Below are 12,273 nucleotides of genomic sequence, written 5' to 3'. Positions count from 1 at the left end.
GCGGAGAGACCGCAGCGGGTTGGGTGTCCATGCTCAGGCCCTTGCGATGGTCTGGGTGCGCCGGATCTTCTGCTGCAGCTGGATGATCCCGTACAGCAAGGCTTCGGCGGTGGGCGGGCAGCCCGGCACGTACACGTCCACCGGCACGATGCGGTCGCAGCCGCGGACCACCGAGTAGCTGTAGTGGTAGTAGCCGCCGCCGTTGGCGCAGGTGCCCATGGAGAGCACCCAGCGCGGCTCGGCCATCTGGTCGTACACCTTGCGCAGCGCGGGCGCCATCTTGTTGCACAGCGTGCCGGCCACGATCATCAGGTCGGACTGGCGCGGGCTCGGGCGGAACAGCATGCCGAAGCGGTCGATGTCGTAGCGCGCGGCGCCCGCGTGCATCATCTCCACGGCGCAGCACGCCAGGCCGAAGGTCATGGGCCACAGCGAGCCGGTCTTGGCCCAGTTGATGACCGTGTCCACGGTCGTGGTCACGACACCTTTTTCAAGAATGCCTTGGTTTGCCATCACGAAATCTTTCTGAGATGAGACGCGGGCGCTGCGGGGATCACTCCCAGTCCAGCGCGCCCTTCTTCCACTCGTAGACGAAACCCACGACCAGGATGGCCAGGAAAATCATCATGGCCCAGAACCCCACGGGCCCGATCTCCTTGAGCGCGACGGCCCAGGGGAAGAGGAACGCGATCTCCAGGTCGAACAGGATGAACAGGATGGCCACGAGGTAGTAGCGCACGTCGAACTTCATGCGCGCATCGTCGAAGGCCTCGAAGCCGCACTCGTAGGGGAGTTCTTGGCGGCGTCCGGCTTCTGGACGCCCATGCCCTTGGCGAAGGCCCAGCCCAGGACCTGGGGGCGACGCCGACACCGATGCCGACGAGGATGAACAGGAGGACAGGGAGGTACTGGTCGAGGTTCATCTGGGGCACGGGTCCGTGGGGCACGCCTGCCGGTGCAGTGCCCGGAAGGCTGTTGTCTTGGTGCCGACGGCGAGACTCGAACTCGCACAGCTTTCGCCACTACCCCCAAGATAGCGTGTCTACCAATTTCACCACGTCGGCAATCGGGAACGAGCCCGGAAACGCTGGAGAGGGCCTGCGTTCCAGAGGGAACGCGCGCGTATCCGGACAACCACTAAGTGTACTCCGAATCGAGGGCCTTACTGCCGCGCAGCAGGCCCCCGACCCTTGACATGGATCACTTCGTCGGGATCTGCGCCGCACCCGAAGCAGGGGTGGCGGGCGCGGTCGTGGCGGGCGTCGTGGCCGGGCCTTGCTGCGCCGGCACCGGCGTGCCGCCGCCGGGGATCTGGCTGGCGGGCGACGGCGGCGTCACGGGGGCGGCCGGGGCGGCGGGCGCGGCGCGCTCGAGCACCGAACCGGAACCGACCGGCTGCGCCAGGTTGCTGAAGTAGGCCAGCGCCAGCGTGCAGACGAAGAACACGGCGGCCAGGACGGCGGTGGTGCGCGAGAGGAAGTTCGCGCTGCCGGTGGCGCCGAACAGGCTGCCGGACGCGCCGCTGCCGAAAGCCGCGCCCATGTCCGCGCCCTTGCCGTGCTGCAGCAGGATGAGGCCGATCATGAACAGCGCCGTGAGGATCTGCACGACGAGCACGATGGTCAGCAAAGCATTCATTGAATCAACTCCTAATTGTTGTGGCTCGCCGCTGCGCTTCAGGCGCTGGCGGCGGCGATGATCTGCAGGAAATCGGGGGCCTTGAGCGACGCGCCGCCGATCAGGCCGCCGTCAATGTCCGGCTGGGCCAGCAGGCTGGCCGCGTTGGCGGCATTCATGCTGCCGCCGTAGAGGACGTGCACCCGCGCGGCGTGCTCGGTGGCCGCGGCGAGCTGCGTGCGCAGCAGCGCGTGCACCTGTTGCGCCTGTTCGGGCGTCGCGGTCTTGCCGGTGCCGATGGCCCAGACGGGCTCGTAGGCGACGACGATCTCGCTGATGCAGTGGCCGTTGAGGTGGATGACGGCAGCCAGCTGCCGCTTCACCACTTCCTCGGTCTTGCCGGCTTCGCGTTCGGCCAGGGTCTCGCCGACGCAGACGATCGGCGTGATGCCGTGCGCCAGCGCCGTCCTGGCCTTTTCGGCCACCAGCGCATCGGTCTCGCCGTGGTACTGGCGGCGCTCGGAATGGCCGACGATGGCGTAGCGCACGCCGAACTCGCGCAGCATCGCGGCCGACACTTCACCGGTGTACGCACCGCCGGCGTGCTGCGACACGTCCTGCGCGCCCAGGTCCAGCTTCGAGCCGTGCCTGAGCATCTGCACCTGCGCCAGGTAAGGCGACGGCACGCAGACGGCGACTTCGCAGCCCCCGTCCTTCAAGCCCGCGACCAGCGCGCGCACGAGCGCGTCGTTGGCCTCCAGGTTGCCGTTCATCTTCCAGTTGCCGGCAATCAGCTTCTTCTTTTCCGTCATTCGCTTTTCACCAGGTCAGCACGATCTTGCCGACGTGCTGGTTGGACTCCATGAGCGCGTGGGCCTTCGCGGCGTCGGCTACAGGGAAGGTGCTGTGGATGACCGGCTGGATCGCCTTGCTTTCGATCAGCGGCCACACGTTCTTGCGCAGCGCCTGTGCGATGGCGGCCTTGAAGGCCACCGGGCGCGGACGCAGCGTGGAACCCGTGATCGTGATGCGACGGCGCAGCACCAGGCCGGCATTGAATTCGCTCTTGGTGCCGCCCTGCACCGCGATGATCACGATGCGGCCGTCCTCGGCGACGCACTTCACTTCGCGGTCGATGTAGCCGCCGGCGACCATGTCGAGGACCACGTCCACGCCCTTGCCGTCGGTGAGCTTCTTCGCCTCTTCGGAGAAGTCCTGCGTCTTGTAGTTGATGGCATGGTCGGCACCGAGCTCGATGCAGGCCTTGCACTTGTCGTCGGAACCGGCGGTGGCGATCACCTTGCCCGCGCCCATGGCCTTGGCGACCTGGATCGCCGTCACGCCGATGCCGCTGGTGCCGCCCTGCACCATGAAGCTTTCGCCCGGCTGCAGGCGGCCGCGGTCGAACACGTTGCTCCACACCGTGAAGAAGGTTTCCGGCAGCGAAGCCGCTTCGATGTCGGTGAGGCCCCTGGGCACCGGCAGGCACTGGCCGACCGGCGCGACGCACAGTTGCGCATAGCCGCCGCCGGCCACCAGCGCGCAGACGCGGTCTCCGGCCTTGAAGCCGGCGGCCGCCATCGCCTGGGCGTCGCCGCCGACGATGGTGCCCGCCACTTCCAGGCCGGGGATGTCCGACGCGCCGGGCGGCACGGGGTAGTTGCCCGTGCGCTGCAGCACGTCGGGACGGTTCACGCCGCTCGCCGTGACGCGGATCAGCACCTCGCCCGCGCCCGCGACCGGGTCGGGGCGTTCACCGGCGCGCAGGACTTCCGGCGCGCCGTATTGCGTGATCTCGATGGCCTTCATGCCGGCACTTCCTCGCGCCGCAATCAGGACTGCGGGTCGTTGCCGCCCATGCCGCCCTGGCCACCCTGGCTGCCGCCGAAGTTGCCGTTGTCCTGCACGACGGGCGCCGGCTCGCGCTGCTCGCGCGGGGCACGGTCGCCGCGATCGCCGCCACGGTCACCGCGGTCACCGCCACGGTCGCCGCGGTCACCACCACGGTCACCGCGATCGCCGCGGCTGTCGCCACGGTAGCCGCCACGGTCTTCCCGCGGGGGACGGTCGCCGCGCGGCTCGCGCTCGGGCATGCCTTCCGGGCGGTCCAGCAACGCCTTCATGGACAGCTTCACGCGGCCCTTGTCGTCGGTCTCCAGCACCTTGACCTTGACCACCTGGCCTTCGGACAGGTAGTCGGTGACCTTCTCGACGCGCTCGTGGGCGATCTGGCTGATGTGCAGCAGGCCGTCCTTGCCGGGCAGCAGGTTGACCAGGGCGCCGAAGTCCAGGATCTTGGTGATCGGGCCTTCGTAGACCTTGCCCACTTCCACTTCCGCGGTGATCTGCTCGATGCGCTTCTTCGCCTCGTCGGCCTTGCCGGAGTCGGTGGAAGCGATGGTGATGGTGCCGTCTTCCGCGATGTCGATCTGCGTACCGGTCTCCTCGGTCAGCGCGCGGATCACCGCGCCGCCCTTGCCGATCACGTCGCGGATCTTCTCGGGGTTGATCTTCATGGTGTACAGGCGCGGCGCGAAGTCGCTCACCTCGGTCTTGGCCTGGCCCAGCGCTTCCTGCATCTTGCCCAGGATGTGCATGCGCGCTTCCTTGGCCTGCGCCAGCGCGACCTGCATGATTTCCTTGGTGATGCCCTGGATCTTGATGTCCATCAGGGCGGTCACGCCGTTGACCGTGCCGGCCACCTTGAAGTCCATGTCGCCGAGGTGGTCCTCGTCGCCCAGGATGTCGGTCAGCACGGCGAAGCGGTTGCCGTCCTTGATCAGGCCCATGGCGATGCCGGCCACGTGGGCCTTCATCGGCACGCCCGCGTCCATCAGCGCCAGGCAGCCGCCGCAGACGGAGGCCATCGAGGAGGAGCCGTTGGACTCGGTGATCTCGGAGACCACGCGCATCACGTAGGGGAACTCTTCCTTCGTGGGCAGCAGCGGGATCAGCGCGCGCTTGGCCAGGCGGCCGTGGCCCACTTCGCGGCGCTTGGTGGAGCCCATGCGGCCCGTTTCGCCGGTGGCGAAGGGGGCATGTTGTAGTGGAACAGGAAGCGGTCCTGGTACTCGCCGGCCAGCGCGTCGATGCGCTGCGCGTCCTGCTCGGTGCCCAGGGTGGAGATCACCAGCGCCTGGGTCTCGCCGCGCGTGAACAGCGCGGAGCCGTGGGTGCGCGGCAGCACGCCGGTGCGGATCTCGATCGGGCGCACGGTGCGGGTGTCGCGGCCGTCGATGCGCGGCTCGCCGGACAGGATCTGGCTGCGCACGACGCGCGCCTCGATCTCGAACACCAGGTTCTCGACCTTGATCGGGTCGAAGTCCACGCCCTGTTCCTTCAGCGCGGCCTGCACGGAGGAACCGGCTTCGCGCAGGGCCTGGGTGCGGGCCTGCTTGCTGCGGATCTGGTAGGCGGCGCGGATCTTCTCCTCGGCCAGCTCGCGGACCCTGGCCTCGAAGGATTCGTCCTTGGCGGCCGGCTTCCAGTCCCACACCGGCTTGCCGGCTTCACGCACCAGTTCGTGGATGGCGTTGATGGCGATGTTGCCCTGCTCGTGGCCGAACACCACGGCACCCAGCATCACTTCCTCGGACAGCTGCTGCGCCTCGGACTCCACCATCAGCACGGCGGATTCGGTGCCGGCGACCACGAGGTCCAGGTCGGACATCTTGCGGGCGGTCGGGCCGGGGTTCAGCACGTACTCGCCGTTGACGTAGCCCACGCGGGCGGCGCCGATCGGGCCGTTGAAGGGGATGCCGGAGATCGACAGCGCGGCGGACACGCCGATCATGGCGGCAATGTCGGCGTCGACCTCGGGGTTCAGCGACACGGTGTGGATCACCACGTGCACTTCGTTGTAGAAGCCTTCGGGGAACAGCGGGCGGATCGGGCGGTCGATCAGGCGGGAGGTCAGCGTCTCGTGCTCGGAGGGCTTGGCTTCGCGCTTGAAGAAGGAGCCGGGGATCTTGCCGGCGGCGTAGGTCTTCTCGATGTAGTCGACGGTCAGGGGAAGAAGTCCTGGCCCGGCTTGGCGGTCTTGGAGCCCACCACGGTGGCGAGCACGACGGTGCCCTCGATGTCCACCAGCACGGCGCCGCCGGCCTGGCGGGCGATTTCGCCGGTCTCCAGGGTGACGGTGTGGTTGCCCCACTGGAACGACTTGGTGACCTTGTTGAAGATGCTCATGGCGTGTCCTCTTTCTTCTCTGGTTGGCCGGAGCCTGGGGCCGAACACGATGCCATTCCTGCGGGGTTCGGAAGGCCCGAGCCCCCAGGAATGACACAGCGCGTATCCGGTCCTGTCGCTCCGAAGTAAAAAACGCCTGAGCAGTCGTGGAAACTGGCTCAGGCGTCGTGTGCGGGCCGCGTAATTACTTGCGCAGGCCCAGCTTGTTGATCAGGGCCGTGTAACGCTCGGCGTCCTTGTCCTTCAGGTAGGCGAGCAGGCTCTTGCGGCGGTTCACCATGCGCAGCAGGCCGCGGCGACCGTGGTGGTCCTTGGCGTGCGTCTTGAAGTGCGGGGTGAGTTCGTTGATGCGGGCGGTCAGCAGCGCGACTTGCACTTCGGGGCTGCCGGTGTCGTTGGTGCCGCGCGCATGCGCGGAAACGACCTCTGCCTTGTTGATGGCGGTCATGTTCGTCCTTGAAAATTGTTGACTTGCGAAGGGCTGCGGGACTGCGGCCCTACGTGCGCTCTGCGGATGCAGAACCGGGGGATTATAGCCGACGGGCCAGGCAGGGGTATTCGGTCAGCGGGCGAGCCAGGTGGCAAGCCGGTCCACGCCCTGCCTCAGCCGCGCAACGTCCTTCGACGCAAAGCACCACCGAAGCCAGCCCTGGGCCTCCGGCGCGAAGGCATTGCCCGGCGCCAGGCCGATGCCCGCCTCCGCCACCAGGCGCTTGGCCAGCCCAAGCGAATCGTCGAAACCGTCGAGCTTGAAGAAGGCGTACATGCCGCCCTTGGCCGGCGCCAGCTCCACCCGTGGCAGCGCCTGCAGCAGCGGCACCAGCGTGTCGCGGCAGGTCTGCAGGTGGGCGACGACGCGCGGCGTCACCTCGCCGGTGCGGCGGATCGCCTCGATCGCCGCGCGCTGGGTGAACACGCTGGCGCAGGAGGTGTTGAACTCGATCAGCTTGCCCATGTGGTGCGTCATCGCGGGTGGCATCACCAGCCAGCCCAGGCGCCAGCCCGTCATGAGGAAGCTCTTGGAGAAACTGTGGACGACGATCAGCCGGTCGTCCGCCTGCGCGACGTCCAGGAAGCTGGGCGCGCAGCCGTTGGCCGTGGGCTCGTAGTAGAGCCGCTCGTACACCTCGTCGGCCAGGATCCAGGTGCCGGTCCGGCGGCAGTGCTCCAGGATCGCCTGCTGCTCTTCCCGCGACAGGGTCCAGCCGGTCGGGTTGTTGGGCGCGTTCACGATCAGCAGGCGGGTGGCCGGCGTGATCGCGTCCAGCAGCTTTTCTGCAGGTCCAGCGTCCAGGCCCCGCCGCGCGGCGTGAGCGACACGCGCTTCAGCTTCGCGCCCATGATCTGCGCCTGCGCCGTGAGGTTGGGCCACACCGGCGTGACCGCCACCACCTCGTCGCCCGCGTCCACCACCGCCTGGCAGGCCAGCATCAGCGCGTTGACGCCGCCGGAAGTGACGGCGATGCGTTCGGCGCCCACCTGGCCGTGCAGCCCGGAGGCATAGGCCGAGATCGCCTCGCGCAGTTCCGGCAGGCCCAGGTTGTGCGCGTAGAAGGTCTCGCCGGCGCGCAGCGAGGCGATCGCCGCCTCGCGGATGAACTCGGGCGTGACCTCGTCGCTTTCGCCGAACCAGAAGGCCAGCACGTCGCTGCGCCCCATGCCGGCGTTGGCCACTTCACGGATCTTGGATTCTTCGAGGTCGAGGACGGTCTTTCTCATGGACTGCGCAGTATCCGTCAGGGACGCATCATCCTGCAGGCGTGGGGCATTTCCGCCTGCGCCGGCGCGATCACGCGCACCGTGCGGAAGCCGTAGCCCGAGCCTTCCACGTCGAACTTCACGCCCGGCGTGCCCTGCCGATCCATCAGTCCCACCACCAGCGGCTGCTGGAACTGGTGGTCGGCCGCGCGCATGCGTCCCGACTGGCCGGCAAACGTCACGCTCGCCTGCTCCAGCGCCAGCGCCAGCGGCACGGCTTCGGCGCTGCCCGCCCGCTCGATAGCCTGCGCCAGCGCCTCGACCATCATCTGCATGCGCATGTGCACGTAGTCGTCCGCGGGCCGCGGGAAGCGCTGGCGGAAGGACTGGTAGAAGGCCTCGCTCTCGCGCGTGGGCAGGTTGGGCAGCCAGTCGGCCACGGCCACCACCTTGCCGATGCCCGCCTCGCCGATGGCCGCCGGCGCGCCCAGTGCGTTGCCGTAGAAGGTGAAGAAACGCCCTTCGAAGCCGATTTCGCGCGCGGCCTTCACCAGCAGCGTGAGGTCGTTGCTGAAGTTGCCGGTGATCACGGCGTCGGCGCCGCTCGCCTTGATCTTGGTGGCATAGGGCGCGAAGTCCTTGATGCGCAGCAGCGGGTGCAGTTCCTCGCCCACCACCTGCATGTCCGGCCGCTGCGCGGCGAGCTGCCGGCGCGCCTCGCGCTGCACCGCCTGGCCGAAGCTGTAGTCGGGGTTGACCAGGTACACCGACTTCAGGGCCCGGTCCTCGCGCAGCACCGACATCAGCGCCGCCATGCGCATGTCGGCGTGCGCGTCGAAGCGGAAGTGCCAGAAGCTGCACTTCTCGTTGGTGAGGATGGGGTCGACCGCGGAGTAATTGAGGAAGACCACGCGCTGCGCGGGCTCGCGCTCGTTGTGGCGGTTGATCGCCTCGATCAGCGCCGCCGCCACGGCGGAGGAATTGCCCTGCAGGATCACGCGGGCGCCGTCATCGATGGCCGAGCGCAGCGCCGACAGCGCCTCCTCGATCTGCCCCTTGCTGTCGTAGCGATCCAGCTGCAGCGGCCGCCGGCCTTCGCGCGTGCGCACGCCGCCGCGCTGGTTGACGCGCTCCACCGCCCACGCCAGGTTGCGGAACACCGCCTCGCCGCCGTTGGCGTTGCCGCCGGACAGGCCCTCGATCATCGCCAGCTTGACGGGCGCAGTGCCCTGGGCGCGGAGGCCGAAGGCGGGGAGAAATGCCGCCGCGGCCAGCGATTTCAAGACCGCGCGCCGAAGATTTTTCATGCCAGGAATTCCCTTGAAAAGCGCGCCCGGGTTCGCAGATGGGGACCAGGCGGCGATCGATGCGAAAGCCGCGCAGTTTAAGGGACCCGGCGGCATCGATCGCGCCGCGTCCCACCCCGATCCAGACAGGAGCCATCGCCATGTTCTTCGCACCCGCCCATCGCAGCCGCGCCTACGTGCCGGCCCGTTCCTTCGACCGCTCCTTCGAGCGCTTCCTCGCCGATTCCTTCTTCGCCCCGGCCACCACCGGCGTGAAGGTGGAGCAGAACGAAGAGGCCTGGACGGTGACGCTGGACGTGCCCGGCGTGACCCGCGAGCAGCTCGCCATCGACGTCGACGGCACCGTGGTCCGCGTGCAGACCGCCAAGGACGCACCGCGCCAGTACCAGGCCGCCTACGAGCTGCCCGCCGAGATCGACGCGGAAGCGACGTCCGCCAGGCTGGAAAACGGCGTGCTGACGCTGACGCTGGCGAAGAAGAAGCCGGTAGTGACTTCGCGCCAGATCGAAGTCAAGTAATCGGTCATCCCCGCGCTGCGGCCCAGGCGCGTCGCAGCAGCGCGCCCACGGCGGTCCAGAAGTCCTCGATGGCCTGGCGGCGCAGGTCGCGGGCGCGCAGTTCGGCCAGTTCCAATCTGCGTGCGAAATCCTCGGTGTGGCGGTAGTCCATGCGTGCTCTCCTTGTGGGATGAAGCACTCTAGGAAGCAGGGCCGCTGCGCGAAACGGCGCGGCCCGCAAATCGCCTTTGCAGCCGCTGCAAGGCCGCGGCGGCGGGGCTACCATGCCTGCCCATGCGCAACCTCCAGTTCGACGAGATGGCGCTCTATGCGCGGGTGGCCGAACTCGGGTCGCTGTCCGCCGTGGCGCGCGAGCGCGACGTGCCCGTCAGCCAGGTGTCGCGCACGCTCGCGCGGCTGGAGAAGGCGTGCGGCGCGCGCCTGATGCACCGCTCCACCCACGGCCTGTCGCTCACCGAGGAAGGCCGCACCTTCCTGGAATACAGCCGGCGCGCGCTGGACACGCTGGACGAGCTGGAAGGCAGCTTCGCCGCCCGTGCGGGCGAACCCAGCGGGCTGGTGCGGATCGCCGCGAGCACGGTGGTCGCGCAGTACCAGCTGGTGCCCGGGCTGGCGGGGCTGCACGCGCGGCACCCGCGGGTGCAGGTGGAACTGGAAGTGGGCGACCGGCTGGTGGACATGACGCGCGAGCGCATCGACATCGCCATCCGCTCCGCCACCAACCTGCCCGACACGGTGGTTGCGCGCCGGATCGGCAGCCTGGGCCGCGCCCTGTATGCCGCCCCGTCCTATGCCGCGGCGCGCGGCCTGCCGGCCCTGCCGGAGGAACTGGCCGGCCACACGCTGATCACCAACAGCGCCGTCGCCATGCTCAACGACTGGCCGTTCCGGGTCGACGGCGAGGAGCGCAGCTTCCCCGCGCAAGGCCAATGGCGCGCCAACGACACCAACATGACGGCCACCATGGTGCTGCAGGGACTGGGCATCGGCCGGCTGGCCACGCTGGTGGGCGACGTGCTGGTCGCGCAGGGCCTGCTGGTGCCGGTGCTACCGGCCTTCGTGGACCCGAGGCCGGTACCCGTGTACGCGGTGACCGCGGGCACGCGCCACCGCCTGCCCAAGATCAAGGCCTGCCTGGACTACTGGACCGAGTGGTTCTCACGGCTCAGTGCGCCTTGCGCGCCACCAGCCCGATGAGCGCCGAGCGGCCCTTGTGGCCGTTGCCCTCCGCCAGGTCCGCCTCGTACTCGCGCAGTTCCAGGATCTCCATGCCGGCGAAGGACTCGCGCAGCAGCTCCGGCGTGTACATGTGCGATTCGATCGGCGGCCCGCCGGTGCGGTACTCCAGCTGCTTGGGCGTGTAGCCTTGCAGCACGAGGATGCCGCCCGGCTTCAGGCAGCGCTGGAAGCCCCGGAAGATGCGGGCGCGCAGCTCGGGGTCGGCAAACTGGAAGAAGATCGCCGCCACGCCGTCGTACTGGCCATGGGGCCACTGCAGCTGCGCGATGTCGGCCACGGCGAAGTTCACCCTCACGCCGGTGATGCGCGCGAAGTCGCGCGCCTTGCGCACGCCCACTTCCGAGATGTCGAAGGCATCGACCGTGATCCCGCGCTGGGCGAGGAAGACGCTGTTGCGGCCTTCGCCGTCGGCCACGCACAGCACGCGCTGGCCGGCCTGCCACAGGTCCGCGTGGTCGTGCAGCCAGCCGTTCGGCTCGGTGCCGAACAGGTAGCCGGACTCGGAGAAACGGCGGTTCCAGGTGCCGGCGGGATCGTCGAAGGTCGGGGTGGAACTGGCGGGGACGCTCATGGGCCCATCTTAGGCACCGTGGCTGTCCCTATCCTTGCGGTAAACCCGCCCGCCCTCAGCCGGCGGACAGCTGTTCCAGCGGCCAGCGCGGCTTGACGTCGAAGGCGTAGGAGGCCCGCGCCTGCTGCACGCCGGCCTGCAGCCGCATGGCGGCGGCCAGCGCGATCATGGCGCCGTTGTCCGTGCACAGCGAGAGCTCGGGATAGTGCACCCGCAGGCCGCGCTTCGCACAGGCAGCGTCGAGCTGCGCACGCAGCCGGCGGTTGGCGCCCACGCCGCCGGCCACCACGATGCGCTGCAGCCCGCTTCGGTCCAGCGCCGCCAGCGACTTCTTCACCAGCACCTCGACGATGGCGGCTTCGGTGGAGGCGGCGAGGTCGGCCCTGCGCGCCTGGAGCGCATCCGCCAGCTTGTTCACCTGCGTCAGCACCGCGGTCTTCAGCCCGGCAAAGGAGAAATCGAGGTCGCCGCTGTGCAGGAGGGGCCGCGGCAGCCTGAAGGCGGCCGGATCGCCCTGCTCCGCGAGCCGCGACAGCGCCGGCCCGCCGGGATAGCCCAGGCCGAGCAGCTTGGCCGACTTGTCGAAGGCCTCGCCGGCCGCGTCGTCGATGGTTTCGCCCAGCATGCGGTAGTCGCCCACGCCTTCCACCTGCATCAGCTGCGTGTGGCCGCCGGACACCAGCAGGGCGATGAAGGGGAACTGCGGCGGATCGCTGCTGAGGAAGGGCGACAGCAGGTGGCCTTCCAGGTGGTGCACGCCCAGCACCGGCTTGCGCAGCGCCGCGCCCAGCGCGCAGGCCACGCCCGCGCCCACCAGCAGCGCGCCGGCCAGGCCCGGCCCGCGCGTATAGGCAACGACGTCAACTTCGCCCAGGGTGCAGCCGGCCCGCGCCAGCACGTCTTCGGCCAGCGGCAGCACGCGCCGGATGTGGTCGCGGCTGGCCAGCTCGGGCACCACGCCGCCATAGGCCTGGTGCATGTCCACCTGGCTGTGCAGCGCGTGCGCGCGCAGCACCGGCACGCCCGTGCCGGTGGATTCGACCAGCGCGACGCCGGTTTCGTCGCATGACGATTCGATTCCCAGCACGATCATGCGCTCGAGTGTAGCGGCGCACCCTTGTCCCCGCCGGGCACG

Annotated in this window: 12 protein-coding genes, 1 tRNA gene and 3 pseudogenes; 2 read left to right on the top strand and 14 right to left on the bottom strand. The window is 69.0% G+C overall.

Annotation, left to right across the window (positions count from 1 at the left end; translation table 11 throughout):
• Positions 1-33: 33 nt before the first annotated feature.
• The 11 genes and pseudogenes from HK415_RS03125 to HK415_RS03080 form a co-directional block, all read right to left on the bottom strand.
• Positions 34-513, bottom strand: a complete 480-nt coding sequence (locus tag HK415_RS03125; protein WP_169420697.1) for a NuoB/complex I 20 kDa subunit family protein — start codon at positions 511-513, stop codon at positions 34-36.
• A 40-nt stretch (positions 514-553) separates the two neighbouring features.
• Positions 554-923, bottom strand: a pseudogene (locus HK415_RS03120) (NADH-quinone oxidoreductase subunit A).
• 58 nt (positions 924-981) lie between these two features.
• Positions 982-1,064: transfer RNA gene (locus tag HK415_RS03115), tRNA-Pro, on the bottom strand.
• A 136-nt stretch (positions 1,065-1,200) separates the two neighbouring features.
• Positions 1,201-1,638 carry a preprotein translocase subunit SecG gene (gene secG, locus HK415_RS03110; protein WP_171556733.1) on the bottom strand — a complete coding sequence of 146 codons (438 nt, stop codon included), beginning with the start codon at positions 1,636-1,638 and terminating at the stop codon, positions 1,201-1,203.
• Positions 1,639-1,676: 38 nt separating this feature from the next.
• A complete protein-coding gene (tpiA, locus tag HK415_RS03105) occupies positions 1,677-2,429 on the bottom strand; it encodes a triose-phosphate isomerase (protein WP_171556732.1) in 753 nt (250 codons plus the stop codon).
• Positions 2,430-2,436: 7 nt separating this feature from the next.
• A complete protein-coding gene (locus tag HK415_RS03100; protein WP_171556731.1) occupies positions 2,437-3,426 on the bottom strand; it encodes an NAD(P)H-quinone oxidoreductase in 990 nt (329 codons plus the stop codon).
• 23 nt (positions 3,427-3,449) lie between these two features.
• Positions 3,450-5,584, bottom strand: a pseudogene (pnp, locus tag HK415_RS03095) (polyribonucleotide nucleotidyltransferase).
• A gap of 38 nt (positions 5,585-5,622) precedes the next feature.
• Positions 5,623-5,805 (bottom strand): hypothetical protein, encoded by a 183-nt coding sequence (locus HK415_RS24390; RefSeq protein WP_253261746.1) that lies wholly within the window; start codon positions 5,803-5,805, stop codon positions 5,623-5,625.
• A 184-nt stretch (positions 5,806-5,989) separates the two neighbouring features.
• Positions 5,990-6,253 carry a 30S ribosomal protein S15 gene (gene rpsO, locus HK415_RS03090; RefSeq protein ID WP_171556730.1) on the bottom strand — a complete coding sequence of 88 codons (264 nt, stop codon included), beginning with the start codon at positions 6,251-6,253 and terminating at the stop codon, positions 5,990-5,992.
• Between the two features lie 114 nt (positions 6,254-6,367).
• A pseudogene (locus HK415_RS03085) lies at positions 6,368-7,464 on the bottom strand (pyridoxal phosphate-dependent aminotransferase).
• A gap of 77 nt (positions 7,465-7,541) precedes the next feature.
• Positions 7,542-8,810 carry a branched-chain amino acid ABC transporter substrate-binding protein gene (locus HK415_RS03080; RefSeq protein ID WP_171556729.1) on the bottom strand — a complete coding sequence of 423 codons (1,269 nt, stop codon included), beginning with the start codon at positions 8,808-8,810 and terminating at the stop codon, positions 7,542-7,544.
• A gap of 140 nt (positions 8,811-8,950) precedes the next feature.
• Between HK415_RS03080 and HK415_RS03075 the strand changes: the two genes are divergently transcribed.
• Positions 8,951-9,328: an Hsp20/alpha crystallin family protein gene (locus HK415_RS03075; RefSeq protein ID WP_171556728.1), complete on the top strand. Its 378-nt coding sequence runs from the start codon at positions 8,951-8,953 to the stop codon at positions 9,326-9,328.
• A gap of 4 nt (positions 9,329-9,332) precedes the next feature.
• Here HK415_RS03075 and HK415_RS03070 read toward each other — a convergent pair whose 3' ends face one another.
• Entirely contained in the window at positions 9,333-9,479 is a 147-nt protein-coding gene (locus HK415_RS03070) for a hypothetical protein (RefSeq protein WP_171556727.1), read from the bottom strand.
• Positions 9,480-9,601: 122 nt separating this feature from the next.
• Here HK415_RS03070 and HK415_RS03065 point away from each other — a divergent pair, with 122 nt between their 5' ends.
• Complete coding sequence (locus HK415_RS03065; RefSeq protein WP_171556726.1) at positions 9,602-10,525, top strand: LysR family transcriptional regulator; 924 nt, start codon at positions 9,602-9,604, stop codon at positions 10,523-10,525.
• Here HK415_RS03065 and HK415_RS03060 read toward each other — a convergent pair.
• Positions 10,494-11,138 carry an SAM-dependent methyltransferase gene (locus HK415_RS03060; RefSeq protein ID WP_171556725.1) on the bottom strand — a complete coding sequence of 215 codons (645 nt, stop codon included), beginning with the start codon at positions 11,136-11,138 and terminating at the stop codon, positions 10,494-10,496. The two genes, HK415_RS03065 and HK415_RS03060, sit on opposite strands and share 32 nt — an antisense overlap.
• A 55-nt stretch (positions 11,139-11,193) precedes the next feature.
• The gene (gene tsaD / locus HK415_RS03055; protein ID WP_171556724.1) at positions 11,194-12,231 is read right to left on the bottom strand and encodes a tRNA (adenosine(37)-N6)-threonylcarbamoyltransferase complex transferase subunit TsaD; all 1,038 of its coding nucleotides are present in this window, start codon (positions 12,229-12,231) and stop codon (positions 11,194-11,196) included.
• Between the last annotated feature and the right edge of the window lie 42 nt (positions 12,232-12,273).

It is taken from the genome of Ramlibacter montanisoli (genome assembly GCF_013087525.1).
Taxonomy (GTDB): Bacteria; Pseudomonadota; Gammaproteobacteria; order Burkholderiales; family Burkholderiaceae_C; genus Ramlibacter; species Ramlibacter montanisoli.
Note: the sequence above shows the minus strand (reverse complement) of the source record. Positions and strands in the feature narration are given on the sequence as shown.

What these genes read in the sequence shown, in the direction of transcription:
- HK415_RS03125 (WP_169420697.1), bottom strand. Translation starts at nt 513, where the DNA reads ATGGCAAACCAAGGCATTCTTGAAAAAGGTGTCGTGACCACGACCGTG.
- secG (WP_171556733.1), bottom strand. Translation starts at nt 1,638, where the DNA reads ATGAATGCTTTGCTGACCATCGTGCTCGTCGTGCAGATCCTCACGGCG.
- tpiA (WP_171556732.1), bottom strand. Translation starts at nt 2,429, where the DNA reads ATGACGGAAAAGAAGAAGCTGATTGCCGGCAACTGGAAGATGAACGGC.
- HK415_RS03100 (WP_171556731.1), bottom strand. Translation starts at nt 3,426, where the DNA reads ATGAAGGCCATCGAGATCACGCAATACGGCGCGCCGGAAGTCCTGCGC.
- HK415_RS24390 (WP_253261746.1), bottom strand. Translation starts at nt 5,805, where the DNA reads ATGAGCATCTTCAACAAGGTCACCAAGTCGTTCCAGTGGGGCAACCAC.
- rpsO (WP_171556730.1), bottom strand. Translation starts at nt 6,253, where the DNA reads ATGACCGCCATCAACAAGGCAGAGGTCGTTTCCGCGCATGCGCGCGGC.
- HK415_RS03080 (WP_171556729.1), bottom strand. Translation starts at nt 8,810, where the DNA reads ATGAAAAATCTTCGGCGCGCGGTCTTGAAATCGCTGGCCGCGGCGGCA.
- HK415_RS03075 (WP_171556728.1), top strand. Translation starts at nt 8,951, where the DNA reads ATGTTCTTCGCACCCGCCCATCGCAGCCGCGCCTACGTGCCGGCCCGT.
- HK415_RS03070 (WP_171556727.1), bottom strand. Translation starts at nt 9,479, where the DNA reads ATGGACTACCGCCACACCGAGGATTTCGCACGCAGATTGGAACTGGCC.
- HK415_RS03065 (WP_171556726.1), top strand. Translation starts at nt 9,602, where the DNA reads ATGCGCAACCTCCAGTTCGACGAGATGGCGCTCTATGCGCGGGTGGCC.
- HK415_RS03060 (WP_171556725.1), bottom strand. Translation starts at nt 11,138, where the DNA reads ATGAGCGTCCCCGCCAGTTCCACCCCGACCTTCGACGATCCCGCCGGC.
- tsaD (WP_171556724.1), bottom strand. Translation starts at nt 12,231, where the DNA reads ATGATCGTGCTGGGAATCGAATCGTCATGCGACGAAACCGGCGTCGCG.